This is a genomic window from Telluria sp. PB2R4, assembly GCF_059685695.1.
In genome coordinates this window covers 309,638-334,635 of the sequence record NZ_JCASIC010000004.1, presented here as the reverse complement: position 1 = coordinate 334,635, position 24,998 = coordinate 309,638, and the positions used below count along the sequence as shown (strand labels likewise).

Below are 24,998 nucleotides of genomic sequence, written 5' to 3'. Positions count from 1 at the left end.
TTGCCGGGGGCGTCAGCCATCCGCCTTACTCGGCTTCGGAGTCGAGGTTAAGGTTGACGGCACGGGCCGGGACGACGGTGGAAATGGCATGCTTGTAGACCATCTGGGTCACGGTGTTACGAAGCAGGACGACGTACTGGTCGAACGATTCGATATGGCCTTGCAGCTTGATACCGTTGACCAGGTAGATGGAGACGGGGACGTGCTCCTTGCGCAATGCGTTCAGGAATGGGTCTTGTAACAGTTGCCCTTTGTTGCTCATAACAGCTCCGTAATGTTGTAGTTGTTCAGTGGGTGTAGATGCGAGTTTGAGGCTATTTGCCTTTTTTCAAGTGCTCGGGCCACATTCCGCAGTGGCGAATGCCGGCCCTGAGCTACTGTAACCTGTTTCGCCACTTTTTGTCGTACAGCTAAGCCTATTTCTGCTCTTTGGCAAATGGATTCTTGCCGCTCTTGAGCTCGATGCGGACCGGGGTCCCCACCAGGTTGAAGGTGTCACGGAAATGCCGCTCCAGGTAGCGCTTGTACGGCTCGCTGACGGCCTCGAGCGCGTTACCGTGGATCACGATGATCGGCGGATTCTGGCCACCCTGGTGGGCGTAGCGCAGCTTCGGACGGGTACTGCCCTTGCGCTTCGGCTCCTGCTTTTCGATCGCTTCCTGCAGCGCGCGGGTCAGGCGCGGGGTCGACAGGTTGGCCGTTGCGGCGGCGTAGGCGGCATCCACCGACTTCATCAGTTGGGCGATGCCGGTGCCCTTGAGCGCCGAAATGAAGTGGGTCTTGGCAAACGACAGGAAGTCGAGTTTGCGGTCGAGGTCGATTTTCACTTCGTCGCGGTCGTCCGACTGCAGGCCATCCCACTTGTTGACGGCCACGACCAGCGCCCTGCCCGACTCGAGGATGAAGCCGGCAATGTGCGCATCTTGCTCGGAGATGTCCTGCTGGGCGTCGAGCAGCAGCACGACCACGTTGGCGTCCGAGATCGACTGCATGGTCTTCACCACCGAGAACTTCTCGATGGCTTCGAAGACCTTGCCGCGGCGGCGGATGCCGGCGGTGTCGATCAGGGTGTATTTCTTGCCGTCGCGCTCGAACGGCACTTCGATCGAGTCGCGGGTGGTTCCCGGCATGTCGAAGGCAATCACGCGCTGCTCGCCGACCAGGGTATTGATCAGGGTCGACTTGCCCACGTTCGGGCGGCCGACGATGGCGATCTTGACGCCGTGGTCGGGGTGTTCCGGCTCGTCTTCTTCGTCGGGACGGTTGGCCAGGGCGAAGTCGAGCGCCTCGTTGACGAGGTCGTGCACGCCGTCGCCGTGCGCGGCCGAGATGACGTAGGGGTCGCCCATGCCGAGCTCATAGAAGTCGGCGGTGACCGCCGTGTACTTCATGCCCTCGGATTTATTAACCACGAGCATGACCTTGCGATTCTGCTTGCGCAGGAAATCGGTGATGGTCTTGTCGTGCGGGGTCATGCCCTGGCGGCCATCGACGATGAACACGACGATGTCGGCTTCGGCCACCGCCTGGCGCGTCTGCAGCGCCATCTCGTGCATGATGCCCTCTTTGGCCACCGGTTCGAAACCGCCGGTGTCGATGACCAGGAACGGACGTTCGCCGATCCGGCCTTCACCATAGTGGCGGTCGCGGGTCAGGCCAGGGAGGTCGGCAACCAGCGCGTCCCGCGAGCGGGTCAGGCGGTTGAATAGGGTCGACTTCCCGACGTTCGGGCGACCAACGAGTGCAATTACCGGCTTCATTGTTTTATTCTATTCGACCGCGATAGCGGTCACAGTTCCATTTTGTGTTTGAAAAATCAGGTGCGATCCAGCCACCAGCGGGGTGCCGATCACGGCGCTGCCGTCGGTCGCGGCGCGCGCCAGGAAGCTGCCATCCTCGCGCGACAGGAAGTGGATCATGCCCTGGTAGTCGCCCACCGCCACCGTGCGGCCGTAGGAAACCGGGGTCGACAGGCGGCGGAAGGCCAGCTTGTCGTTCTTCCAGGCGTTCGAGCCGGTGTCGCGGTTGAACGCGAACAGCGCGCCCTTGTCGTCCGGCGCGAACACGAAGCGCTGGTCGACGGCGACGCCGACTTCCGACGACAGGTCGCGCGTCCATTTCGGGCTGCCGTTGGCCGCGTCGAAGCAGGCGACCCGGCCCTGGTAGGAGACGGCGCAGACATCGTTCTCGAACAGCACCGGAGCGCCGCCGATGTCGGTCACGCGTTCGAGTTCGGTGGCGCCGCGCGCCACGCCCACTTCCTGGTCCCAGCGCGGCGCGCCGGTGGCCAGGATCATGGACGACAGGCGGCCTGCCGGCTGGGCGATAATGACGTCGCTGCCGCGGATCAGCATGCCCGGCGCGGTGCGCAGGGTCAGTGCCGGCGTCACGCGCTGCACGGTCCATTTCTTTTCGCCGGTCTTGGCGTCCAGGCCGACGATGCGGTTGTCCAGGCTGCGCGCGACCACGATGCCCTGGCCGACGACCGGCGAAGACAGGAGTTCGCTCGACAGCTGCGCGCTCCACAGCTTCTGGCCGTCCATGTCGAAGGCCAGCACGGTGCCCTTGGTGCCGCCGACCACGATCAGGTTGCCGTCGGTGCCGACGCCGGCCGACAGTTCGGTGCCGGCCTTGATGCGCCACAGCAGCTTGCCGGTGGCGGCTTCGACGCGGGCGATGTCGCCGCCGCCGCCGGCCACCACCACGGTGTTGCCGCTCAGCGCGGGCGAGAACACATAGGGACCGGCCTTGCCGATGTCGAGCTTCCATGCGGTACGCACCGCCATGGTCGCCTTCAATTCCACCAGCGGCGCCGGCTGGTCGCCCTTCGGCTTCGAAAACGGATTGAGCGAGCTGAGGCTGAGCGACGAGAATTGCGGAATGCTCGAGCAGCCCGTCACCAGGGCCAGTACACCAACACCAACAAGTTTGCTGCTAATACGCATATTCTTTAACCTTGTTCCTGGGCTTATAAAGGACGCAAAGCCCGCGCCCCCTTTTCGCAAGCGGGCGCGGGCCTGTGAATCTTGGGTTTACGCTGCCGCCGCCGGTGCTTTGGCATCCTTCGCTTCGGCCGGCACGGTGCCGCCAATGGCTTCGAGCTTGATCTGGACCAGCTGGCGGCCCGGGTTATCCTTGTGCATCGCAGCCAGCGCGGCCACGTAAGCCTGGCGTGCTTCGGTAATCTTGTTCTGTGCCACCAGCACGTCGCCCTTGCGATCCGACACTTCGGCCGAGAATTGCTCAGGGAACTTGTCGTTCAGCAGCTTGAGGGCGGCGTCGAAAGACTTTTCGTCCAGCAGCACGCCGGCCAGGCGCAGTCGCGCGATCGCCTTGTACTCGTCATTGCCCTTGTCCACCACCCACTGCAGCTGCGCCTTGGCGGTCTTCAGGTCGTTCGCTTCGAACGCGGTCTTGGCGGCGGCCAGGGCGGCCATCTGCGCGTAGACGGTGCCTTCGTACTTCTGCTTGATGTCGCCTGCAATGCGCTGGGCCTTGGCGTTGTCGCTCGCCGCCAGCGACGCCTGCAGCTCGTCGTACAGCCCCGAGGCCTCGACGGCCTGGGTGCGCTGGCGCGTCTGCCAGAAGTTATAGCCGGCGTAAGCGAGAAGCGCGGCAATCAGCACGCCCATGATGAGGTTGCCGTAACGGGCCCAGAAGGCCTTGAAGTTCGCGATCTGTTCCTGTTCTTCGAGGTCGTATGCCATTGTCTGCTCTGTTGCGTGGTTGTTATGGTGGTGGATCGGTCTGTTACCGGCGCCCGGCTTATTGGTCGGTCATGGGCGGTGATGATGCCCGTGCTCGTTGCAATTCTCGTCCTCGCAGTCGTGCCCGCCGCCGCCGACGATCTGGTCGACCACGTAGTCGACCACGTTTTCGAAGGCCACTTTCGACTGCTGCTGTTCGCCCGCCTCGCCGCGCATCGCCTTGACGACTGCCTGGCTGGTGGCGATTTCATCGTCGCCGATGATCACGGCGAACGAAGCGCCGCTGCCGTCGGCCTTCTTCATCTGGCTCTTGAAGCTGCCCGCGCCTGCCGGCGTTGCGCAATGTAACACAACATCCAGGCCGGCATCCCGCAGGCGCTCGCCCAGCACGAAGGCCTGCAGCTGGGCTGGTTCGCCCTGGTGGACCAGGTAGACATCGCACTGGCTCGGCGCCTGGGTCTCGCCCAGGCCCTTCATCAGCTCGACGATGCGCTCGATGCCCATCGCGAAGCCGACCGCCGGGGTCGGCTTGCCGCCGAACTGCTCGATCAGCGGATCGTAGCGGCCGCCGGCACAGATGGTGCCCTGCGAGCCCAGCTCGTCGGTGACCCACTCGAACACGGTGCGGTTGTAGTAATCGAGGCCGCGCACCAGGCGCGGGTTGATGGTGTACTGCACCGCGTTGAGATCGAGGATCTTGCGCAAGCCGTTCAGGTGCGCCAGCGAGTCCTCGCCCAGGTAGTCGAGCAGCTTGGGCGCGCCATTGACCATCTCCTGCATGGCCGGGTTCTTGGTGTCGAGGATGCGCAGCGGGTTGCTGTGCAGGCGGCGCTTGGCCTCGGCGTCGAGGATGTCGGCGTGCTGTTCCAGGTAGGCGATCAGGTCGGCGCGGTGGCGCAGGCGCTCGTCCGCATTGCCGATCGAGTTCAGCTCGAGGCGCACGTTCTGCAGGCCCAGGTCGTCCCACAGGCGGCGGCACAGCATGATCAGCTCGGCGTCGATGTCCGGGCCCGAGAAACCGACCGCTTCGGCGCCGAACTGGAAGAACTGGCGGTAGCGGCCACGCTGCGGACGCTCGTGGCGGAACATCGGGCCCTTGTACCAGAGGCGCTTGGGGCCGTCGTACACGAGGTTATGCTCGATGACCGCGCGCACGGCGCCGGCGGTGCCTTCCGGACGCAGGGTCAGCTGGTCGCCGTTCATCGCGTCTTCGAAGGAGTACATCTCCTTCTCGACGATGTCGGTGACGGCGCCGATGGCGCGCGCGAACAGGGAGGTGTCCTCGACGATCGGGGTGACGATCTTCTGGTAGCCGTAGCTCTTGAGGATGGTCTCGGCGGTGTTCTCGAACAGCTCCCACATCGGTGCGTCTTGCGGGAGGATGTCGTTCATGCCTTTGACGGCGACGATTTTTTCTGGTTTGGACATGTTTTCTTTCGCTTCTGTAGGTGGGCGGGTCTCCCGCCCACGCGTTCAAATCACGCATGCACTGTTTGAACGCGTGGGCGGGGAACCCGCCCACCCTACGAAAAACCGTGGTGTATTTTATTGTGCCACTGCCTGCTGGCCGTAATTCTTCTGCACGTAATTCAGCACGATGGCCTTGAACTCATCCACGATGCGCTCGCCGCGCAGGGTGGCGAACTTCTGCCCGTCGACGAACACCGGCGCCGCCGGCGATTCGCCCGTGCCCGGCAAACTGATGCCGATATTGGCGTGCTTCGATTCGCCCGGACCGTTGACGATGCAGCCCATCACGGCCACGTTCATCGCTTCCACGCCCGGATAAGTCTTTTTCCACTCCGGCATCTGCTCGCGCAGGAAGGTCTGGATATTGTCCGCCAGTTCCTGGAACACGGTCGAGGTCGTGCGGCCGCAGCCCGGGCAGGCGATCACCATCGGGGTGAACTTGCGCAGGCCCATGGTCTGCAGGATTTCCTGGCCGACCACGACCTCCCTGGTGCGGTCGCCGCCCGGTTCCGGCGTCAAGGAAATGCGGATGGTGTCGCCGATGCCTTCCTGCAGCAGCACCGACAAGGCCGCGGTCGAGGCCACGATGCCCTTGCTGCCCATGCCGGCCTCGGTCAGGCCCAGGTGCAGCGGGTAGTCGCAGCGGCGGGCGAGCTCGCGGTAGACCGCGATCAGGTCTTGCACGCCCGACACCTTGCAGCTCAGGATGATCTTGTCGCGCGCCAGGCCGACTTCCTCGGCGCGCACGGCGTTCTCGATCGCCGAGGTGATCAGGGCTTCGTACATCACCGCCTGGGCGCTCCACGGCGTGGCGCGCGACGCGTTTTCGTCCATGATGCGCGCCAGCAGCGACTGGTCGAGCGAGCCCCAGTTGACGCCGATGCGCACCGGCTTGTCGTAGCGGGCGGCGATCTCGATCATCTGGGCGAACTGGGTGTCGCGCTTGGCGCCCTGCCCCACGTTGCCCGGATTGATGCGGTACTTCGACAGCGCCTGCGCGCATTCCGGATAGTCGCGCAGCAGCAGGTGGCCGTTGTAGTGGAAGTCGCCCACCAGCGGGGTGTCGATCTCCATGCGGTCGAGCTGTTCGCGGATCGCCGGCACCGCGGCGGCGGCGGCCGGCGTGTCCACGGTGATGCGCACGATCTCGGAACCGGCGCGCGCCAGCTCCTTGACCTGGATCGCGGTGCCGATCACGTCGGCGGTATCGGTGTTGGTCATCGACTGCACCACGACCGGCGCGTCGCCGCCGACCCAGACGGTGCGCTGGCCATGCGAGACCGCTACCTTGCGGCGGGCGCTGCGTGCCTGCGGGCCGGACGGGATAGGTTCCCCAATGCAGGGCTCATTCACGATCATGTTCTGTTCCATCGCTTATTTCAAGGTCACTTGCGCGAACTTCTTGCCCGGCGCCAGCTCCAGGCTGACAGCCGAACCACGCAGGGTCGCCGTCACGGCGCCTGGATTGCCGACGGTCAGCATACCCGGCCCGGTGACGTCGATGGTTTCGGTCGAGCCGGCCTTGACCTCGCGCCAGAGGACGCGCTTGCCGCCGACGACCACGCCGATCCAGGCATCTTCACGTACGTTCAGCACCAGCGTGTTGCCGCCTGCCGTTGCCGGGGCAGCAGCCGCCGGCACAGCCGTGACCGGCGCTGCAAGGTTGGCGGCTGCCGGTGCGACCGGGGTGGACGCCGCGGGCGCCGCCGGTGTCGTTGCAGCTGCGGTCGCAGGAGCGGCGGCCGGGGCAGTCGCGCCCTCGCCTGTCGGCGCCGGCACCGAGATCAGCGGCACCGACGGATTCAGCAGCGCGTCATTGGGCGCGGGCACGGCCGGTGCGACGCCTTGCGGCGCCACCACCGGCGACTCGAGCACGTTGCCGCTGTCGGTCTGCGGCTGCTGGCTGCCCGGGATCAGGCCGAAGTGCCAGAGCGCGGCGCCGGCGGCGATCACGACGAGGGCGCCGGCGATGAGACCGACCGGCACTTTGTTGCGCTTGCCGCCGATCGGGAAGCGGCTCTGCGAGAACGAGGCCGGACGCTGTTCGCGGCGCGGGATGGAGGCGGTCGCGCCGGCCTGGGCTTCGGGCGGCATGTTCATCTCGATCTTGGCCACCAGCGGGGCAGCGTCGATGCGCAGTAACTTGGCGTAGGCGCGCACGAAGCCGCGCGTCACGGCAGGGCTGGGGAGCGCGGCGTAGTCGCCGGCTTCCAGCGCGACCACCTGGCGCGGCGCCAGCTTCAGCTGGTCGGCCACCTGCTCCACGCTCCAGCCCATCGCTTCGCGCTGGGACTGCAGGGTCTTGCCGGGAATGCCCGCGTCGTTGCCCGGCGTTGCCGGCTGGTCTGCATGCTCGTTCATTATGCTGGTCTCACTCTAGCTGGATCAATCGTCGAATGCGCCGCGCTCGAAAGCCGCGTACTCCGGCGAACCGGGGAAGCGCCGCCGCAGCTGGGCTGCCAGGCTGGCCTCCTGGCTCCGGTCGCCCAGCCTGCGCTGCACGCGCAAGGCAAGCCAGAGCGTGTCGGCCGGCAGCGTGTCGAGTTTCGACGTCTCGATCAGGCGGTTGATGAAAAAACCGGCGCGTGGAAAGTCGCGCCGCTCGTAATAAGTCCTTGCCAGGCCGGCATTGATGGCCTGCAGGTCGGGGTTGTAGCGGACGGCTTCCAGCAGGTAGCGCTCGGCGGCCAGGTAACTCTTGCTGCGGATGCTGCACAGGCCCGCGTTCACCAGCGCGCTCACCGGCGTCTGGTAGGCCGGGTTGCGCAAGGCGGCGTCGAAGTAAGGCATCGCCTGCGCCGGCTTGTTCAGCGCGCTGCACAGGAAGGAACCGTAGTTGTTCGACAGGTCCGGGTTGCCCGGCTTGAGGCGCAGCGCAGACTGGTAATTCTCGTCGGCCAGCGCCAGCTGGCCCATCGCGGTATAGATCAGCGCGCGCAGGCCATAGGCCTCGGCATTGTCCGGGTCGGCCGCGATTGCCTGCTTGACCTCATCGAGGGCGATCTCGTTCTTGCCTTGCTGGTAGTAGCCGACCGCCAACTGCATGCGGATCGCGGCGCGCTTTTCCGCCGCCGTCACGTCGGACGCGGTCTTCAGTTCGCCGCTGCCGCCCGTGCCATTGCTGGCGCAGCCGGCCACGAAGGCCAGGACGAACAACAGCGCGGCACGACCGGCAGCGCGGACCATCAGGACGGAATCTCCACGATGCGGCCGAAGTCGGCGCCGAACTTCTTCTGGTACTCGGCCATCTTTTCCATGCGCTGGGCGACCTTGGTGCGGTCCTGCACCTCGCCTGCCAGCTGGCCGCAGGCGGCGTCGATGTCGTCGCCGCGCGTCTTGCGCACGGTGGTGACGATGCCGGCGTCCATCAGCACCTGGGCGAAGGCCTTGATGCGCGGGTTCTTGGAACGGGTCAGGCCCGATTCCGGGAACGGATTGAACGGAATCAGGTTGAACTTGCAGTTGATGCCGACCACCGGGTCGGTGACCAGCTTGATCAGTTCGCGTGCATGCTCGTCGCTGTCGTTGAAGTTATCGAGCATGCAGTACTCGAAGGTGATGAAGTCGCGTGGCGCGAACTCCAGGTAGCGCTTGCAGGCGGCCATCAGCTCGCGCAGCGGGTATTTCTTGTTCAGCGGCACCAGGATGTCGCGCAGGGCGTCGTTCGACGCGTGCAGCGACACGGCCAGCGCCACCGGCACGTCCTGCGACAGCTTGTCGATGTTCGGGACCACGCCCGAGGTCGACAGGGTCACGCGGCGGCGCGACAGGCCGTAGGCGTTATCGTCCAACATCAGCTTGAGCGCGGTGACGGTCGGCTCGTAGTTGAGCAGCGGCTCGCCCATGCCCATCATGACCACGTTGGTGATCTGGCGCTCGCCCTTCGGGCCCGGCTCGATGCCCTTGGTACGGCGCAGCTCGAACTCGGCCATCCACAGCTGGCCGATGATTTCGGCCACGGTGAGGTTGCGGTTGAAGCCCTGCTTGCCGGTCGAGCAGAAGCGGCAGTTGACGGCGCAGCCGGCCTGCGTGGAGATGCACAGCGTGCCGCGGTTTTCTTCCGGAATGAACACGGTTTCCACGGCATTGCCATTGCCGACGTCGACCAGCCACTTGCGGGTGCCGTCGGTGGACGTGTGGTCGCTGATGATGCCAGGGGCACGGACTTCGGCGCGGGTCTTCAGTTTTTCGCGCAGCGACTTGGCCAGGTCGGTCATGTCGTCGAAACTGGCGGCGCCGAACTGGTGGATCCAGCGCTGCAGCTGCTTGGCGCGGAACGGCTTCTCACCCAGCTCGGCGCAGTACGCAACGAGTTGCGCGGGATCGAAGTCCAGCAGGTTGGTGAGCGTCGTCATGGCAAAATCCTTTTATTTCTGAAACCACTCGTGCCAGCCCCGGGGCTGCGGACGAGTGGTTCTTGATGCATGAAGCCGATTACTTCAGTTCTGGGAAGAAGTAAGCGATTTCCACTTTGGCAGCTTCGACAGCGTCCGAACCGTGAACGGCGTTGGCATCGATCGAATCGGCGAAATCGGCGCGGATGGTGCCTTTTTCAGCTTTCTTCGGATCGGTCGCGCCCATCAGGTCGCGGTGCGCCAGGACGGCGTTCTCGCCTTCCAGGACCTGGATCATGACAGGACCCGAGACCATGAAGGTGACCAGGTCGTTGAAGAAGCCGCGCTCCTTGTGGGCAGCGTAGAAGCCTTCAGCCTGCTCACGCGACAGCTGGGTCATGCGTGCAGCGACGATCTTCAGGCCAGCGCCTTCGAAACGGCTATAGATTTGGCCGATCACGTTTTTTGCAACGGCGTCTGGTTTGATGATCGACAGGGTGCGTTCGATTGCCATGTAAAACTCCAATAAAAATGAATGATTTGAATCAAGAACTGAGGAGGGTTCTTGCAACCCAATTTGGAACTCAATCAACCTTTAATTTTACCACACATGCCCCATATAGCCGATATTGCGGCACTGGCAAGCAAAGTGGTAGAGTTGCAGGGCAAAATCGTCCTGACTGCAGCGTTGTTTAAGGCTCAACTAAGTTTGTCCTTGTATGTTTTCAGTGACGCTCATCCACTAACCGGAGGCATAAATGTTCCCTAATTCCCAACCGCGCAGCACGATCGACCTGACCAAAGCGGGTCGGGGCCAGGTCGCGCGCAATAACGTCCTGCGCAACACCTATTGGCTGCTGGCACTGTCGATGATCCCGACCGTGCTGGGCGCATTCATCGGCGTCTCGATGGAACTGCCGATGCTCAGCGGCGGCATGGGCTTCATCATCTTCCTGGCCGTCGCATTCGGCTTCATGTTCGCCATCGAAAAGACCAAGCACTCCGCGCTCGGCGTGGCCGTGCTGCTGGGCTTCACCTTCTTCATGGGCCTGATGCTGACTCCACTGCTGCGCCACACCCTGGGCTACAGCAATGGCGGCACCCTGATCATGACCGCCTTCGGCGGCACCGCCTGCGTGTTCGCCGTGATGGCCAGCATCGCCACCACCACCAAGCGCGACTTCTCGGGCATGGGCAGCTGGCTGATGGCCGGCGTGATCGTGATCCTGCTGGCAGCCGTGGCCAACATCTTCCTGCAGATGTCGGCGCTGTCGATCGTGATCTCGATGCTGGCAATCGGCATCTTCTCGGCCTTCATCCTGTATGACGTGCAGCGCATCATCAACGGCGGCGAGACCAACTACATCTCGGCGACCCTGGCGATCTACCTGGACGTGTACAACATCTTCACCAGCCTGCTGCACCTGCTGGGCATCGCCGGCGGCGACCGCGACTAAGCGGTTTCAGCCCGAATGAAAAAGCCGACCTGATGGTCGGCTTTTTCTTTGGCGGAACGGCTGGGTTCTCGTAGGGTGGGCGGGTCTCCCGCCCACGCGTTCAACCAGATCGGATGCAGGCACGGCGCGGCTTCTCGCCCGATAGCTGAACGCGTGGGCAGGAAAACCTGCCCACCCTACGTCAAGCGGCTTCGCCTGGCACCTCGCACGTGGCAGCCGCCACCGGCTTCTCCCCCAGCTCGAACACCGCAATCGACTCCACGTGCGAGGTGTGCGGGAACATATTGCACACCCCCGCCTTCCGCAGCACATAGCCCGCCTGATGCACCAGGATCCCTGCGTCGCGCGCCAGGGTCGACGGGCTGCAGGACACGTACACGATCCGCTGCGGCATCAGCTCCTCATGCGTAGCGCGCAGGTCGGCCAGCGCCTGCGACAGCGCCATGGCGCCGTCGCGTGGCGGGTCGACCAGCATGCGCTCAAAATGGCCCAGCGCGACCAGGTCCTCCTTCGTCACCTCGAACAGGTTGCGGGTCGAGAACGCCGTTTTGCTTGCCAGCCCGTTGGCCTGCGCATTCTCCAGCGCGCGCGTGGTCAGCGCGGTGCTGCCTTCGATGCCGACCACTTCGCGCGCCTGCGTCGCCAGCGGCAGCGTGAAGTTGCCCAGACCACAGAACAGGTCGGCCACGCGCTCGCCCGGCTGGACGTCCAGCAGCCTCAGCGCCTTCGCCACCAGCACGCGGTTGATCTGGTGGTTCACCTGGGTGAAATCGGTCGGCTTGAAGGGCATGCGGATGCCGAATTCCGGCAGCGTGTAGTAGAGCTCCTTGCCCAGCGGGTAGTAGGGATGGGCGGTGTCCGGACCCTTCGGCTGGAGCCAGATCTGCACATTCCACTGATCGGCGAAGGCCTTGACCAGGGTTTCATCCGCCGGGGTGAGCGGCGCCATGATGCGCAGCACCAGCACCGTCACCTCTTCGCCGATGGCGACCTCGATCTGCGGCAGCTGGTTGTAGATCGACAGCTGGCCGATGAATTCGCGCAAGGGCGCGATCAGCTGCGCCACGTGGTCCGGCAAGATTTCGCAATAGGTGATGTCGGCCACGAAGGCCGAGCCGCGTTCGTGGAAACCGACCAGCACCCCGCCCTTCTTGGCCACGTGGCGCACCGACAGGCGGGCGCGGAAGCGGTAGTCCCAGGTGGGGCCGTACATCGGACGCATGATCATCTCGGACTTGACCTTGCCGATGTGCCAGAGGTTGTCTTCCAGGACGCGCTGCTTCATTGCCACCTGTGCCGACGGTTCCAGGTGCTGCATCGAGCAGCCGCCGCAGGTGCCGAAGTGCTTGCACTTGGGCTCGACCCGCATCGACGAGGCGCGCTGCAGCGTGAGCATGCGGCCCGACTCCCAGTTCTTCTTCTTGCGCAGGGTTTCATAGCTGACGCGTTCGCCAGGCAGTGCGCCTTCGACGAAGATCACCTTGCCCTGGCTGCCGTCTTCGTTCTCGAGGTGGCCGACGCCGCGCGCGTCCGCATCCAGGGATTTGATGTCGATGAGAATTTCTTGCATGGTGGTGGAGAAAAGGGAGTGAGCACAGGACTGGCTGTGCAAGGAGTTCGCAAATAAAAAATGGGCTGAATCCGCCCGGCGGGGATGATAGCAAGGAAATGAATCAGGCGCTACCGGAGGGGCTTCAATGCTTACAGCAAGGAATCCCGCACGACGCCGCGTGCCGCCATCGCCCGCTTGAGCTTGACCAGCGCCTCCTGCTGGATCTGGCGCACCCGCTCGCGCGTCACGCCCATCTCTTCGGCCAGGGTCTCGAGCGTGGCCGGATCGTCGTTGTCCAGCCCGAAGCGCCGCGTGACGACCTGGCGCTGCTTGTCCGGCAGCCGCGCCAGCCAGTCGCGCACCAGGCCCGTCATTTCGTGGTGCTCGGCGCGCAGGTCGGGACTGGCCTCGCCGTCGTCCGGCAGCATGTCCATCAGGCTGGACGTGGGATCGTTGTCGAGCGGGGCGTCGAGCGAGGCGGCGTGCTCGGACAGCGCCAGGATGTCCTGCACCTCTTCCACCGGCCGTCCGACCAGGCTGGCGATGTCCTCGCAGGTGGCGTCCTTGCCGTCGTGCTTCTGCGCCTCGAGGTGGTACTTGGCGCGCAGGACCTGGTTCAGCTCGCGCACCATGTGCACCGGGAGACGCACCGTGCGCGCCTGGTTCATGATGGCGCGCTCGATGCTCTGGCGGATCCACCAGGTGGCGTAGGTCGAAAAACGGAAGCCGCGCTCGGGCTCGAACTTGTCGATTGCGCGCATCAGGCCGATATTGCCTTCCTCGATAAGGTCGAGCAGCACGACGCCGCGATTGATGTAGTGCTTGGCGATCGAGACGACCAGGCGCAGGTTATGCTCGATCATCTTCTGGCGCGCGGCGAAGTCGCCCGCCTTGGCCAGCGTGGCGACCTGGACTTCTTCCGCCGCGCTCAGGAGCGGGCGGGTGCCGATCTGGTTGAGGTAGTGCTGGGTGGTATCGGTGGCAAGCTCGGCCTGCAAGACCTTGCGCAGCTCGTCCACCGAATCGACTGCCGGGGTGCTCGCCAGCTCCTCCGCCCCATCGGCCGCAAGCGCACCCTCGGGTTCCGATTCGTCCGGAAACTCGTCGTCCTGCGGTTCCAGCGAATGCGGCGGCTGCGTCATACCATCCCTACGTGTGCGAAAAATTCGTCCATGGCTGCGTTGCCTCGTCTCGCCGTACTACCGTACTACCGTACTGTCTTCGACTCGGCACCTTGCCCTGGCCGCTTTTTCACACCCGTCAGCGACCGGGCAGGAACCTCGACGGGTCGACGGGTTTGCCCTGTTGGCGTATTTCGAAATGCAATTTCACCGAATCGGCATCCGAATCGCCCATCTCCGCGATCATCTGGCCCTTGGCCACGTTGTCGCCTTCCTTGACGACGATCTTGCGGTTGTGCGCGTATGCCGACAGCAAGCTGTTGTTGTGCTTGACGATGACGAGATTACCATAACCCCGGATGCCACTGCCAGCGTACATTACCTTGCCGGCGCCTGCCGCCACGACCTGCTGGCCGGGACGCCCGGCAATATCGATGCCCTTGTTGCGGCCTTCGTCGAAGGTGGCGACGATGCGGCCATCGGCCGGCCACATCCAGCTCAGCCTGTCGTCGTCGTTCGCGCTGACGGTGCCGGCTGCCGCAACCGCCGGGGCCGCAACAGCGGGCGCCGGCGCGGCCGGGCGCACAGGCTCGGTGCGTGCGGGCACGGGCGGCTGGTTGGCGGCGACGCTCTCGTTGTACGGCTGCTTGTCGGCGCGCGGTTCGGTCTTGCGCGGCGGCGTGGCGCTCGGCGGCATCGGCACCGGCTGGGTCTGGATATTGGCGGTGCGCTCGCCGCGCTCCGGCGCCGCGATGCGCAGGGTCTGGCCGACCTTGATGTCGTCCGGGTCGCGCAGGTTGTTCCAGGCGACGAGGTCGCGGTAATTCTCTCCGTGGTCCAGTGCGATGCGCAGCAGGGTGTCGCCGCGGCGAACGGTGTACATGCCCTTCTCGGCCTTCGGTTCTTCGACCCGCGCGGCCTGAGCCGGGCGCGGCTGCGAGGCCGCCGGCTGCGTGGTGCGCTCGACGACCGGCGCCTGGCGCGTAATGGAGTTACAGCCGGCCAGCAGGCCGAGGGTGAGGGTAATCAGTGCCAGACGGGGCAATTGGGGTGCTTGGTTCATTGTCTTTCTGTTTTCTGTTCATGTTCTGTGGCGCGCAGCCCCGGCCGAGCCAGGGAAGGACGCACGTCGGCGGACATCATCGGCCGTGTCCGGTCATGGTGTCGGACCAGGCTCTTCAACGCCGGCCGGGCCGGACGGGTTGACCCGGCAGCTTGGTCTGCACAGCCCGGCACAGGCCTCCCCCGGCGGGCCGGGGCATGCCAAAGCGACGCTGCGCTAGACCGTGCCGGGACGCAGCGGCACGAAGTGGCAGGCTTCCAGCGTTTCGCTGGCCCACTCGCTCTTGCCGATGCGGGTAATACGTTGCAGGTGCTGGACCTGGGCGCCAACCGGCGCAACCAGATGCGCGCCGATGGCCAGTTGTTCGAGCAGGGCTTGCGGCACTTCGAGGCCCGCGGCTGCAAGGATGATGCCGTCGAAAGGTGCTACCTGCGGCAAGCCTAGCATACCATCGCCGTATTGCAAACGCAGGTTCGAAATCCTCAGCGGCCGCAGCTTGGTCTTGGCCAGCTCGTGCAGCGGCTTGATGCGCTCGATCGAATACACCTCGCGCGCCACAAAGGACAGTACGGCGGCCTGGTAGCCGCAGCCGGTGCCGATCTCGAGCACCTTGCCCAGTTTCCCGCCGTCGCGCATGGCCTCGCGCATTGCTTCGATCATGCGGGCCACGATGTAGGGCTGCGAAATCGTCTGGTTATAGCCGATCGGCAGCGAAGCGTCGATGTACGCCTGCGCCGACAGGGCCGGTTCGATGAACAGGTGGCGCGGCACCGCTTCCATCGCGTCCAGCACGATGCCGTCCTTGACGCCCTGCTTCGCCACACGCGCCACCATGGCGCGCCGCACCGCTTCCGATGCCATCAGGTCGGAACGCTGCACGACCGGCGCGCTCGGCGCGTGTGTCTGCGCATAGCCGGGCGCGCGCGGCGACGGCGCCGCTGCGCCGGGGGGGCTACTTGCGCGACCCCAGGTGCCGGCGGCCGTGCTGCTGGCATTGCGCGTGGCGGTCTGCGGCGTGGCCACCGGTCCCTGCAGCCCCGGCTTGCGGGTGGCGCCGCCGGTCACCGAGGACAGCGGCAGCGGGAAGGTGCTGCGCTTGTCGCCCATCTTCTCGCTCATACGATCCCTCGCAGCAGTTCCAGTTGGGCACGGTGGGTCAGGTCGACCTGCAGCGGCGTGATCGATACGCAGCCCTGCGCGGTGGTGTGGAAATCGGTGCCCTCGCCCGCATCGCGGCAGGCGCCGGGGGCGCCGATCCAGAAGATTTCGCGGCCACGCGGATCCTGCGAGCGCACCACCGGCTCGGCCTGGTGGCGGCGCCCGAGGCGCGACGGCGTCAAAGGGCCGATCTGTTCGTAGGGCAAATTCGGGATGTTCACGTTGAACAGGAAAGGCAGTTCAAGCTTGTCGAAGCGGCGCTCGACGATCTCGCGTGCAACCCTGGCTGCGGCGTCCACATGGGCCCAGCCCGCGTTCACCTGCGAAAATGCGATCGCGGGGATGCCGAACAGGTAAGCTTCGGTGGCTGCCGCAACGGTGCCCGAATACAGGGTGTCGTCACCCATGTTCTGGCCGTTATTGATGCCCGAAACGACCAGGTCGGGCAGCGCATCCCCCATCGCAGTCAGTGCGATGTGGACGCAATCGGTTGGCGTACCGTTGACAAAATGAAAACCGTTTGCGGCCTTCTGGACCGTGAGCGGCCGATCCAGGGTGAGCGAATTCGACGCACCCGAGCGGTTGCTGTCGGGTGCGACTACCATGATGTCCGCGATCGCGGACAAGGCATCGGCCAGCGCGCTGATACCAGGCGCCAGATAGCCGTCATCGTTACTGATAAGAATTCGCATGCCTGCGATTTTACCTGAAGCAACGCCCACTTCGTTCGCCGGAGCCGCGTTTTTTGTTTCCGGACGGCGATTTTTTGTGCCGCCGGCCACAGGGCCGGTCACGGCGTTTTCTTACTTTCTTGTCTTTAATGCAAACCCGGCACGTGTCCTCGCCCGGCTTGCGACAATGCTCCTTCCAGTGACGACAACAGGTCTTTATTGAAGGCCAGGGCGGCGTCCTTGTCCCCCTCTTGCAGGTAAACCTGTTCGATCAGGGCCGTCATGAGCTTGCGTAGCGGAAGTGCCACATTCGGCCACGGCACCGAATGGCGCAGTGTGTCGGCCAGTACCCGCGCCTCGTGCCGGTCTTCCCTGTCCACCAGGTCTTTCAGTTGCGCGCACTTGTTTTGCAGGCTGTCGAACGCCGAATGCTCCCCGGCTTCGCCGGGCCTGGCGCCGGAGTCACAGGCCTGCCCGCGCGGCCAGGCGGGCGCGCGCTGCGCGGGCGCCCCGTCCTGGATGCTGCGCACGGCAGCCATATCGCCCTGGGCGGCGAGGATCTCGGCCAGCGCCTGGCGCGTTCGCAGTGTGCTCAAGGCGTAGCCGCCGTCCTGGCGCGCGCGTGCGCGCAGTGCGCCTTCCAGCAGGCGCCGGGCATTGCCCAGGTCGCCCATCTGGCCGAGCAGCCGGGCGAGCCGCTCTGCGCAGCGCAGCGTGTCTTCGTGCTCGCTGCCCTGCAGCCGGCGGCGGCCGTCGAGCACGCGCTCGAACAATACCCGCGCCCGGTCGTTCTCATGCTGCCCGCCCAGGGTGACGGCGAGCGCTTCGAGGCTCTCGAGCGTGGCCGGATGGGCATCGCCCCACAGGCGCTCGCAGGCTGCCACGACCTGTTCGTGCAGGGCCAGCGCCCGTTCGCCTTCCCCCAGCCAGCCGAGCACACAGGCCAGGCCGGAGCGCGCCGCCAGCGTGTCGGGATGCTCGGCGCCCGCGTCCCGCGCGCTGCGCTGTACCAGCAGTTCGTAGTGACGCCGCGCCACGTCCAGTTCGGCGCTGGCCAGGTGCAGGGCCGCCAGCGCGGCCAGGGCTGCACGCGCATCCGGATGGTCGTCGCCCAGCACGGCGCAGCGCAGCGCCAGGCTTTCGCGCAGCAGTTCGCCGGCTTCACCGGCGCGCCCTTCTTCCTGGCAGAGCAGGCCGAGCCGCATCAGCCTGGCGGCCAGGTGGCCGGCTGCCGCCACGGCCGCTGCGTCCGCTTCTGCGTCCGCTTCCACGTCCGCTTCTGCGACCGATTCCGTGTCCGCTTGCGCACGTGCCCGCGCGAGCGCCGCCCGCAGCCGTACCTCGGCCAAGGACTGCCACGGGAAGCAGCCCTGGGCGAACCACGATAGCAGGCAGGAAACCGGATGCGCCAGCGCCCCGCCCCCGATGCCGAAGCCGGGCCCGGCGTGGGGATTGAAAGCGGCGACGGCGTCGCACAGCGGCAGCTGGACTTCGTCGAACCAGCTTTCCAGGCGCAGCCGGCTGATGCCGTACACGCCGCGCAGCAGCGCTTCGACGCGCGGCTGGTAGCCGGCCAGGCCCTGGCTGGCGTCGCCGCGCCGCCAGAACTGTCCCGGGTCGCTGCGCGCGCCGTCGGCGGCACAGGCGACTGGATAGACCAGCAGCGGTCGCTGCTCGTCCTCGTGGGTGCAGCGGTACTCGATCGCGCGCCTGACCACGCCTTCGAGGCCGTCGAGGCTGCCGGGCGCGGGCGTGAACAGGCCGACCAGCCGGTCGGGCACGAGCGTGGTGCAGGCACTGACGCTCGCGGAGCGGCCGGAGCGGCAGGCCACCAGCACGTGGCGGAAGTGGCCGGCCATGCGTGCTGCGAAGCGGCGCAGCAGGGCCGGGCAGGCATCGAACAAGGCGACCCAGTCGAGGCGCCCGGCACGCTCGGCATAGTCGTCACCGAAGCGGCCGGAGCGCATCAGGTAGAGCGGGCGGCGGCCGTCGGCACGGCCGACGTAGGCGCGCCAGTCGACCGCATCGAGGACGGCATCGGCCACGGCATCGGCCACGGTGGCGGCTACTGCAGCGGGCCCGGCGCTCGACGCGGCGGAACCGTCCTCGCGTGCACCGCGGCGGCGGCGAAGTTCGTCGCGCAGGGCGTCGACATATTCCACCAGGCCGGGCGGCTCATCATCGCAGGCATCGTCGGCAAGGTCGGCCTCGCCGCCATCGTGCAGGGCGCCGAAGTAACGGTGCAGCGACGGCGATTCGAGGTCCCAGTCGATCACCAGCACCGGCGCCCCGGCGCTGTCGCCGGCGAGCTGCAGGGCCATCGCCGCCAGCAGGCCGTTGCGGGCGGGACCGCCTTCATAGGCGTAGAACGTGGTCACCTGGCCAGGGCTATCCAGCGGTAAAAGTGTCGAGGGAAACGAAGTTGGAAGCAACATACGAATCTTTTCCATGTGGCTCCTCATTTTTTTGGAAAGGTCAGGCTGGGCATCGCGCGCCATTCTGGTGGGACATCGGGGAGCACGAATTGGTTGCAGTCATGGCCGGGCGGCGTATGCTTTTTTTGAAAATGGTAGTGGGTGGCGATCCGCTTGACCATGTTGTCGATGTCCGGCAAAAAATCCGGATTGGACTTGAGGTCGGCCGTCGCCATCGTGAAGTGCGAAAAGTCGACGTAGAAGGTGTTGTCGGTGATTTCGGGCGGCAGCGAGTCCGGGTGCCGGGTCATGATGACCGGGATGATCAGGTGGCTCGGCAGCGTGTACCAGGCAGCGCGCTCGCGCTCGAGCTCGCGCATGGCGGCGTATTCGCGCCGCGTGTAGGCATGCGCCTCGTACTTGGGCGTGTAAATGAGGATCATGCAGACGCTCTCGCACATCGCGCGCGCGATTTTGCGGTCGAGGTCGTCGCCACCGCCCAGCTGTTCGGTGTCGATGAACAGTTCGTCTTCGTTGTCGAAGTAAGGCTCGAGATAGCAGCGCAGCGCGTCGGCCAGGGCAGTCTTGAACCGGTTCATCAGGTCGTGCCTGCCGTGTGCGTAGCTGAAGAAACACCCGTAACGGATCGCCATTGCCTGCTCCCATTCTCTTCTATACAAGGCGGATTCCTTCGACTCTAGCGCCGCCGACCCCATCCATTTTGCGGGCGCACAAGCGGGTTGGCGGACTCGGCAGCATCGTTTTGAAAGTCGCGTCACATGCACCTTCGGGCATAATCTCGTTGATGGATGAACACGAAATTCGGAACACAGATGCGGAACACGCATTCGAGATGAAGGGAAGCAAATGAAAGCCGTGCGTTGCAAGGATTGGGGCCCGATCGACAGCCTCGTGATCGAGGATTTGCCCGAGCCGGTGCCGGACGCCGGGGAGGTGCTGGTGGATGTGCGCGCAGCCGGCGTCAATTTTCCCGACGTGCTGACGGTGCAGGGCAAGTACCAGGTACGGCCCACGCTGCCCTTCACGCCGGGGAATGAATTCGCCGGCACGGTGCGCGCGGTGGGCGCCGGCGTGACGGCCTTCGCGCCGGGCCAGCCGGTGATCGGCTTCACGCGCACCGGGGCCTTCGCCGAGCAGGCCATTGCGCCGGTCGAGGCCCTGATGCCGATGCCGGCCGGCATGGACTTCGATACCGCCGCCGCGATCACCCTCACCTATGGCACCTCGCACCACGCGGTAGTGGACCGCGCCGCCCTGCAGCCGGGCGAAACCATGCTGGTGCTGGGCGCGGCCGGCGGCGTCGGGCTGGCCGCGATCGAGATCGGCAAGGCGCTGGGCGCGCGCGTCATCGCGGCAGCGTCCAGCGACGACAAGCTGGCGATCTGCACGGCGCACGGCGCCGATGCCGTGATCAATTACGAGAAGCAAGACCTGCGCGAGGCGCTGAAGGCGGCGACCGCTGGACGCGGGCCGGACGTCATCTACGATCCGGTCGGCGGCAAGTACAGCGAACCGGCCCTGCGCTCGATCGCCTGGCGCGGGCGCCACCTGGTGGTGGGCTTCGCGGCGGGAGACATTCCGAAGCTGCCGTGGAACCTGATGCTGCTGAAAGGCGCCTCGGTGGTGGGCGTGTTCTGGGGCGATTTCGTACGCAAGGAACCGCAGGCGAACCTGGCGGCGATGCGCCAGATGCTGGGGTGGATGGCGGAAGGGAAGCTGAAGCCGCTGGTGTCGGCGCGCTATGAATTGGAAGACACTGCGCAGGCATTGAACGACATGGCGGCCCGTAAAGTTACCGGCAAAATCGTTATCACCCCGTAGGGGTGATCTGGTCCAGTGGACCAGATCACGCTCTGCCGTACGCGCGTTCAACTACACGGCGAATTGGCGCGCATCGTCGATTTCCAAGCTGGCTGAACGCGCGGTCGGCGAAGCCGACCACCCTACGAAAAGCCGTTCGTCAGCCGTTCAAATCGGCCGCATCCGCCATCGTCCCCGGCTTGAAGAACTCGATCACCTCCGCCTGCACCCGCGTACGCTTGAACGGCGGCAGGCTTTGCCAGATGCGCCGTCCATACGGCTTGGTGATGAGGCGCGGGTCGCAGATCATCAGCACACCGCGGTCGTCGACGTCGCGGATCAGGCGCCCTGCCCCCTGCTTGAGCGTGATGATCGCCTCCGGCAACTGGTGGTGCATGAAGCCGTTCAGCCCCTGTTTCTCCATCACCTCGATGCGGGCGGCCAGCACCGGGTCGTCCGGCGGCGCGAACGGCAGCTTGTCGATGATGACCAGCGACAGCGCATCGCCGCGCACGTCGACACCTTCCCAGAAGCTCTGGCTGCCCACCAGCACCGCATTGCCCGCATTGCGGAAGGAATCGAGCAGCTCGGTACGTCCACGCTCGCCCTGCACGAACAGCGGGAAGTCCAGCCCCCGGGCGGCGAACTCTTCTCGCAGGCGCTCGGCCACGCGATTCACGGCGCGAATGGTCGTGCACAGGAAGAAGGTGCGCCCGCCGGCCGCCTCGATGACGGGCAGCGCGGTATCGACCACGGCATCGGTGTACTGAAAGGAATTCGGTTCAGGCAGGCCGGTCGGCACGTACAGGATGCCCTGCTCGACGTAGTTGAACGGGCTCGGCCAGGTCATGGCCGGCTCGCCCGCCAATCCCATCTGGTCGGCGAAGTGCTTGAAGTCGTTCTTCACCGCCAGGGTCGCCGAGGTGAAGATCCAGCTGCGCGGCGTGCCTTCGCGCTGGCTGGAAAAGATCGGGGCGATCGACAGCGGCGTCTTGTGCAGCTGCAGCGAGGAATTGAAGGCCTCGACCCACAGGACGGCGGCGTCGTCGCCCTCGACGAGCTTGCCTTTTTTGGTGTCCGGCTTCCAGGCCTCGAAGGAGGCGCTCAGCTCCAGCGCGCGGATGCGGCAGGCCTCGATGGTTTCGGCGCGCGCGGCGTGTTCCTCGAGCACCGTGATCATGCCGGACAGTTCTTCTTTTAATTTCTCGAGCGCCGGGAAAAAGCTTGATGTCGGGATGATCTGTGGCAGCGACAGGCGGGTGCCGCCTTCCGGGAAGGTCAGGCGCAGGTCGCGCGCCGCCTTCTCGACCACGGTGACGACCTTGGCCCAGTCCGGCCCGCGCGCGTGCGCCAGGCCCTCGGCCAGCACGTCGCGGCACAGTTCCAGCACCATCGAGGTCGAGACCGACTGGCCGAAGAACAAGGTGGCCGTGTCCGGCAGCTGGTGCGCCTCGTCGAAGATGATGGTGTTGGCCGAGGGCAGCAGTTCGGCCACGCCGGTGTCCTTCAGGGCCACGTCGGCGAAGAACAGATGATGATTGACCACCACCACATCTGCTTGTTGAGCTTCCCTGCGCGCCTTCATGACGAAACAGTCCTGGTAATACTGGCACTCGGCGCCCATGCAGGTGTCGCGGGTGGACGTGACCAGGTTCCAGACCGTGGCGGTTTCCGGCACCTTGGCCAGCTCGGCCTTGTCGCCCGAGCTGGTCATCTTGATGAAGCGCGAGATCTCGCGCAGGTGGCCGACGTCGTCGCGCGAGGTCAGGCGCCCGTTGTTGAGCGTGCGTTCCAGGTGGAAGTGGCAGACGTAGTTCGAGCGTCCCTTGAGCAGCGCCACCGAGACCGGGGCGCGCAGCGCGGCGCGAATGGTCGGGATGTCGCGCAAGAACAATTGATCTTGCAGATTCTTGGTACCGGTCGAGATGATGGTCTTGCCGCCCCACAGCAGCGCCGGAACCAGGTAGGCGAAGGTCTTGCCGGTGCCGGTGCCGGCCTCGGCCATCAGGACTTTCTGGCCGTCGATCGCCGATGCGATGGCCTTGGCCATCTCGGTCTGCGACTGGCGCGGCTTGTAGGTGCCGACATTCGGCGCGAGCGGGCCTCCCGCCCCGAACAGGCGGTCGAGCTCTTCGTCGTATTTTCCCAAAGGTCGGGCGCCGGTTGGCAGTACGTCGCCGGTATCCGCAGCGGAAGCGGGGAGTTGGTCGGTCAAAATAATGGTTTCTTCAGGGGCAGAGGAAAGCGCAAGCGGGCGGCCTGCAGGCCTCGCCTCAGGCCGGGATATCGGGCACCAGCTGCATCTTCAGCAGCGTAATATGATCCTTGAGCTGCAGCTTACGCTTTTTCAAACGGCGCAGCTGGAGCTGGTCGGCATGGCCGTCCACAGCCAGCATCGAAATGACGGCATCGAGGTCGCGGTGTTCCACGTCGAGTTCAATGATGCGGCGCTGGATATCCTGGACGTCGTTCATGATTGCTGTTCCAAACAGTTCTGGTCAAAGCGTTTGCGGGAGCTGGGAGCGGCGCCGCCGGTCGCCGGCGGCGTGGCGGCATTGGCCGGGCGCGGCCGATGTTTTCGGCTTGCAACACGACGGCTTCTCGGTGCATAGTTTAATCTACGCTGAGGTTGCCGCCAACAAAGATTGGCGCAGGCGCTACGGAAAACAAGGTTTATGACAACATACAAGATCGAAGCGGGAACCGGGCAGCACATCGGCAACCGCCCGCAGCAGAACGACCGCGTCGCGCTGTTCAGCGGCGCGCGCGCGCCCGGCTACGTGCTGGCCGTGCTGTCGGACGGCATCGCGGGGGCCGCGGGGGCCGACCAGCTGCTGCACACGGCGCGCCAGGTCTTCGACGAATTCAAGCCGGGCGACCGCCCCGGCCCCGAACGGCTCGCCCAGCTGCTGCGCGACATCGTCAGTGAAACCCACCTGGTCATGAAGATGAACGCCGTGATGGGCGGATCGGCGGGCGGGGCAGCCGAGCAGCCGGAAGTGCATGCGAGCTTCGTCGGGCTGGTGCTGGGCCCGCACGGCGAGGCGGTCTGGGGCCATGTGGGCGACTCGCGCCTGTACCGCTTCCAGGAAGGTAAGTGCATGACGCGGAGTAACGACGCGGAGTATGTACAGCACCTGGTGGCCAGCGATAAACTGCCTGCGGATGCGGCGAAGAACCACCGCAAGTCCAAACTGCTGCTCAATGTACTGGGCAACAATCGCAAGGAACCCTTCGTCACCATCGGCAGCTACAGCGGGCTGGCGCCGGGTGATGTCTTCCTGCTGGCCTCGGACGGCCTGTGGCATTTCTTCACCGACGCCGAACTGGCGGCGGCCACCAGCAAGGCCACGCCGCGCCAGGCGTCGGAAATGCTGATCAACAAGGCGCAGGAACGCTCGCAGGGCAAGGGTGGGAATTGCTCGATGGTGATCGTGAAGCTGGTCAAGCCGGCGCAGGATGGCCTGGCGGGAAAGATCGGCCGGGTGGTCTGAACGCCGGCAGGGCCGCACACCGGCCCTCCCGGACGGGCTTTACTTGCCGGGCACAGGCGCCGGCTTCGCGACTGCCGCCTTGGCCTTCTCTTCCTCGGCCTTGCGCGCCGCCGCCTTGGCCTCGCGCTCGGCCACGCGCTGCGCGACGTCTTTCTGCTTCTGCTCCGACTTGCGCTTGCGCTCCTCGAATTCGCGCGCATTGGCGGCGGCCTTGGCCGCCTGTTCCGGCGCCCGGGCTGCTTCTTCCCTAAGCTTGGCATCGCGGCGCGCCATGCGCGATGCGGCCGGCGCCGGCTTCGGCGGCGGCAGGGCCGTGGTGTCGCGCGGCGCCGGCGGCGGTTCGGCCGCCAGGCGCGCTTCCTCGGCCTTGTATTCGGCGTCGGCGGCCGCAATCTCGCGGTCGCGTTCCTCGACCTTGACGCGGCGCTTGAAGCGCTCGGCTTCGATTTCGATGTTGCGCTGGGCGACCAGGGCCACGCGACGACGCTCCTTGGCTTCGTCCAGGCAGTTATTGACGAAGAACTTGTCGTAGCAGACCGCTTCGCGTTCGGCATAGCGGGCCTCGATGGCGCTGCGCTCGGCGGCCACCGCGCCAAGGCGTGCGTCCGCCTGCGCGATCGAGGTGGGCGGATCGCCCGATTCCACCGCAGGGCCCGGCTCGACGCTGGCGCAGGCGGCCAGCGCGGCCGCGACCACCGCCGCAGCCACAAGGCGCATTACTGGGTGACTCGTCATG

At 65.5% G+C, this 24,998-nt stretch carries 23 protein-coding genes; 3 read left to right on the top strand and 20 right to left on the bottom strand.

Going from position 1 to position 24,998, the window contains the following annotated elements; translation table 11 throughout:
• Positions 1–25: 25 nt before the first annotated feature.
• The 10 genes from hfq to ndk all read right to left on the bottom strand — a co-directional run bounded on the left by hfq (position 26) and on the right by ndk (position 10,025).
• A complete protein-coding gene (gene hfq / locus AC56LU_RS09915; protein WP_026354376.1) occupies positions 26–262 on the bottom strand; it encodes an RNA chaperone Hfq in 237 nt (78 codons plus the stop codon).
• A gap of 154 nt (positions 263–416) precedes the next feature.
• Positions 417–1,760 carry a ribosome biogenesis GTPase Der gene (der, locus tag AC56LU_RS09910; protein WP_497175421.1) on the bottom strand — a complete coding sequence of 448 codons (1,344 nt, stop codon included), beginning with the start codon at positions 1,758–1,760 and terminating at the stop codon, positions 417–419.
• 9 nt (positions 1,761–1,769) lie between these two features.
• Positions 1,770–2,945 (bottom strand): outer membrane protein assembly factor BamB, encoded by a 1,176-nt coding sequence (gene bamB / locus AC56LU_RS09905; RefSeq protein WP_497175420.1) that lies wholly within the window; start codon positions 2,943–2,945, stop codon positions 1,770–1,772.
• 87 nt (positions 2,946–3,032) lie between these two features.
• On the bottom strand, positions 3,033–3,707 hold the full coding sequence (locus AC56LU_RS09900; protein WP_497175419.1) for a YfgM family protein: 675 nt from the start codon (positions 3,705–3,707) through the stop codon (positions 3,033–3,035).
• Positions 3,708–3,776: 69 nt separating this feature from the next.
• Positions 3,777–5,135 carry a histidine--tRNA ligase gene (hisS, locus tag AC56LU_RS09895; RefSeq protein WP_497175418.1) on the bottom strand — a complete coding sequence of 453 codons (1,359 nt, stop codon included), beginning with the start codon at positions 5,133–5,135 and terminating at the stop codon, positions 3,777–3,779.
• 117 nt (positions 5,136–5,252) lie between these two features.
• Positions 5,253–6,536 carry a flavodoxin-dependent (E)-4-hydroxy-3-methylbut-2-enyl-diphosphate synthase gene (gene ispG, locus AC56LU_RS09890; protein ID WP_497175417.1) on the bottom strand — a complete coding sequence of 428 codons (1,284 nt, stop codon included), beginning with the start codon at positions 6,534–6,536 and terminating at the stop codon, positions 5,253–5,255.
• 15 nt (positions 6,537–6,551) lie between these two features.
• On the bottom strand, positions 6,552–7,538 hold the full coding sequence (locus tag AC56LU_RS09885; RefSeq protein WP_497175416.1) for a RodZ domain-containing protein: 987 nt from the start codon (positions 7,536–7,538) through the stop codon (positions 6,552–6,554).
• 24 nt (positions 7,539–7,562) lie between these two features.
• Entirely contained in the window at positions 7,563–8,363 is an 801-nt protein-coding gene (pilW, locus tag AC56LU_RS09880) for a type IV pilus biogenesis/stability protein PilW (protein WP_497175415.1), read from the bottom strand.
• Positions 8,363–9,532 carry a dual-specificity RNA methyltransferase RlmN gene (gene rlmN / locus AC56LU_RS09875; protein ID WP_497175414.1) on the bottom strand — a complete coding sequence of 390 codons (1,170 nt, stop codon included), beginning with the start codon at positions 9,530–9,532 and terminating at the stop codon, positions 8,363–8,365. Before rlmN ends, pilW begins: the two co-directional genes overlap by 1 nt.
• A 79-nt stretch (positions 9,533–9,611) precedes the next feature.
• The gene (ndk, locus tag AC56LU_RS09870) at positions 9,612–10,025 is read right to left on the bottom strand and encodes a nucleoside-diphosphate kinase (RefSeq protein ID WP_497175413.1); all 414 of its coding nucleotides are present in this window, start codon (positions 10,023–10,025) and stop codon (positions 9,612–9,614) included.
• Positions 10,026–10,269: 244 nt separating this feature from the next.
• On the opposite strand from ndk, the gene AC56LU_RS09865 reads away from it, so the two are divergent.
• Positions 10,270–10,968: a Bax inhibitor-1/YccA family protein gene (locus AC56LU_RS09865; protein WP_497175412.1), complete on the top strand. Its 699-nt coding sequence runs from the start codon at positions 10,270–10,272 to the stop codon at positions 10,966–10,968.
• Between the two features lie 181 nt (positions 10,969–11,149).
• Here the strand turns inward: AC56LU_RS09865 and rlmD are convergent, their stop codons facing one another.
• From rlmD to AC56LU_RS09830, 7 genes are all read right to left on the bottom strand, one after another.
• Positions 11,150–12,538 (bottom strand): 23S rRNA (uracil(1939)-C(5))-methyltransferase RlmD, encoded by a 1,389-nt coding sequence (gene rlmD, locus AC56LU_RS09860; protein ID WP_497175411.1) that lies wholly within the window; start codon positions 12,536–12,538, stop codon positions 11,150–11,152.
• 131 nt (positions 12,539–12,669) lie between these two features.
• Positions 12,670–13,662: an RNA polymerase sigma factor RpoS gene (gene rpoS / locus AC56LU_RS09855; protein WP_497175410.1), complete on the bottom strand. Its 993-nt coding sequence runs from the start codon at positions 13,660–13,662 to the stop codon at positions 12,670–12,672.
• Positions 13,663–13,780: 118 nt separating this feature from the next.
• Positions 13,781–14,704 carry a peptidoglycan DD-metalloendopeptidase family protein gene (locus AC56LU_RS09850; protein WP_497175409.1) on the bottom strand — a complete coding sequence of 308 codons (924 nt, stop codon included), beginning with the start codon at positions 14,702–14,704 and terminating at the stop codon, positions 13,781–13,783.
• A 216-nt stretch (positions 14,705–14,920) separates the two neighbouring features.
• Positions 14,921–15,811 (bottom strand): protein-L-isoaspartate(D-aspartate) O-methyltransferase, encoded by an 891-nt coding sequence (locus tag AC56LU_RS09845; protein ID WP_497175447.1) that lies wholly within the window; start codon positions 15,809–15,811, stop codon positions 14,921–14,923.
• 8 nt (positions 15,812–15,819) lie between these two features.
• Complete coding sequence (gene surE / locus AC56LU_RS09840) at positions 15,820–16,554, bottom strand: 5'/3'-nucleotidase SurE (protein WP_497175408.1); 735 nt, start codon at positions 16,552–16,554, stop codon at positions 15,820–15,822.
• A gap of 125 nt (positions 16,555–16,679) precedes the next feature.
• A complete protein-coding gene (locus AC56LU_RS09835) occupies positions 16,680–18,911 on the bottom strand; it encodes a tetratricopeptide repeat protein (RefSeq protein ID WP_497175407.1) in 2,232 nt (743 codons plus the stop codon).
• Positions 18,912–18,991: 80 nt separating this feature from the next.
• The gene (locus AC56LU_RS09830; protein ID WP_497175406.1) at positions 18,992–19,600 is read right to left on the bottom strand and encodes a toll/interleukin-1 receptor domain-containing protein; all 609 of its coding nucleotides are present in this window, start codon (positions 19,598–19,600) and stop codon (positions 18,992–18,994) included.
• A gap of 214 nt (positions 19,601–19,814) precedes the next feature.
• On the opposite strand from AC56LU_RS09830, the gene AC56LU_RS09825 reads away from it, so the two are divergent.
• Positions 19,815–20,789, top strand: coding sequence for an NADPH:quinone oxidoreductase family protein (locus AC56LU_RS09825; RefSeq protein ID WP_497175405.1), 975 nt, complete (start codon positions 19,815–19,817; stop codon positions 20,787–20,789).
• A gap of 139 nt (positions 20,790–20,928) precedes the next feature.
• On the opposite strand, the gene yoaA is transcribed toward AC56LU_RS09825, so the two are convergent.
• Together yoaA and AC56LU_RS09815 are read right to left on the bottom strand one after the other, a co-directional pair.
• Positions 20,929–22,983: a DNA repair helicase YoaA gene (gene yoaA / locus AC56LU_RS09820; RefSeq protein ID WP_497175404.1), complete on the bottom strand. Its 2,055-nt coding sequence runs from the start codon at positions 22,981–22,983 to the stop codon at positions 20,929–20,931.
• 58 nt (positions 22,984–23,041) lie between these two features.
• Positions 23,042–23,242, bottom strand: a complete 201-nt coding sequence (locus AC56LU_RS09815; RefSeq protein ID WP_497175403.1) for a YdcH family protein — start codon at positions 23,240–23,242, stop codon at positions 23,042–23,044.
• Positions 23,243–23,443: 201 nt separating this feature from the next.
• Between AC56LU_RS09815 and AC56LU_RS09810 the strand changes: the two genes are divergently transcribed.
• Entirely contained in the window at positions 23,444–24,262 is an 819-nt protein-coding gene (locus AC56LU_RS09810; protein ID WP_497175402.1) for a PP2C family protein-serine/threonine phosphatase, read from the top strand.
• Positions 24,263–24,301: 39 nt separating this feature from the next.
• On the opposite strand, the gene AC56LU_RS09805 is transcribed toward AC56LU_RS09810, so the two are convergent.
• The gene (locus AC56LU_RS09805; RefSeq protein ID WP_497175401.1) at positions 24,302–24,997 is read right to left on the bottom strand and encodes a hypothetical protein; all 696 of its coding nucleotides are present in this window, start codon (positions 24,995–24,997) and stop codon (positions 24,302–24,304) included.
• Position 24,998: the final 1 nt, after the last annotated feature.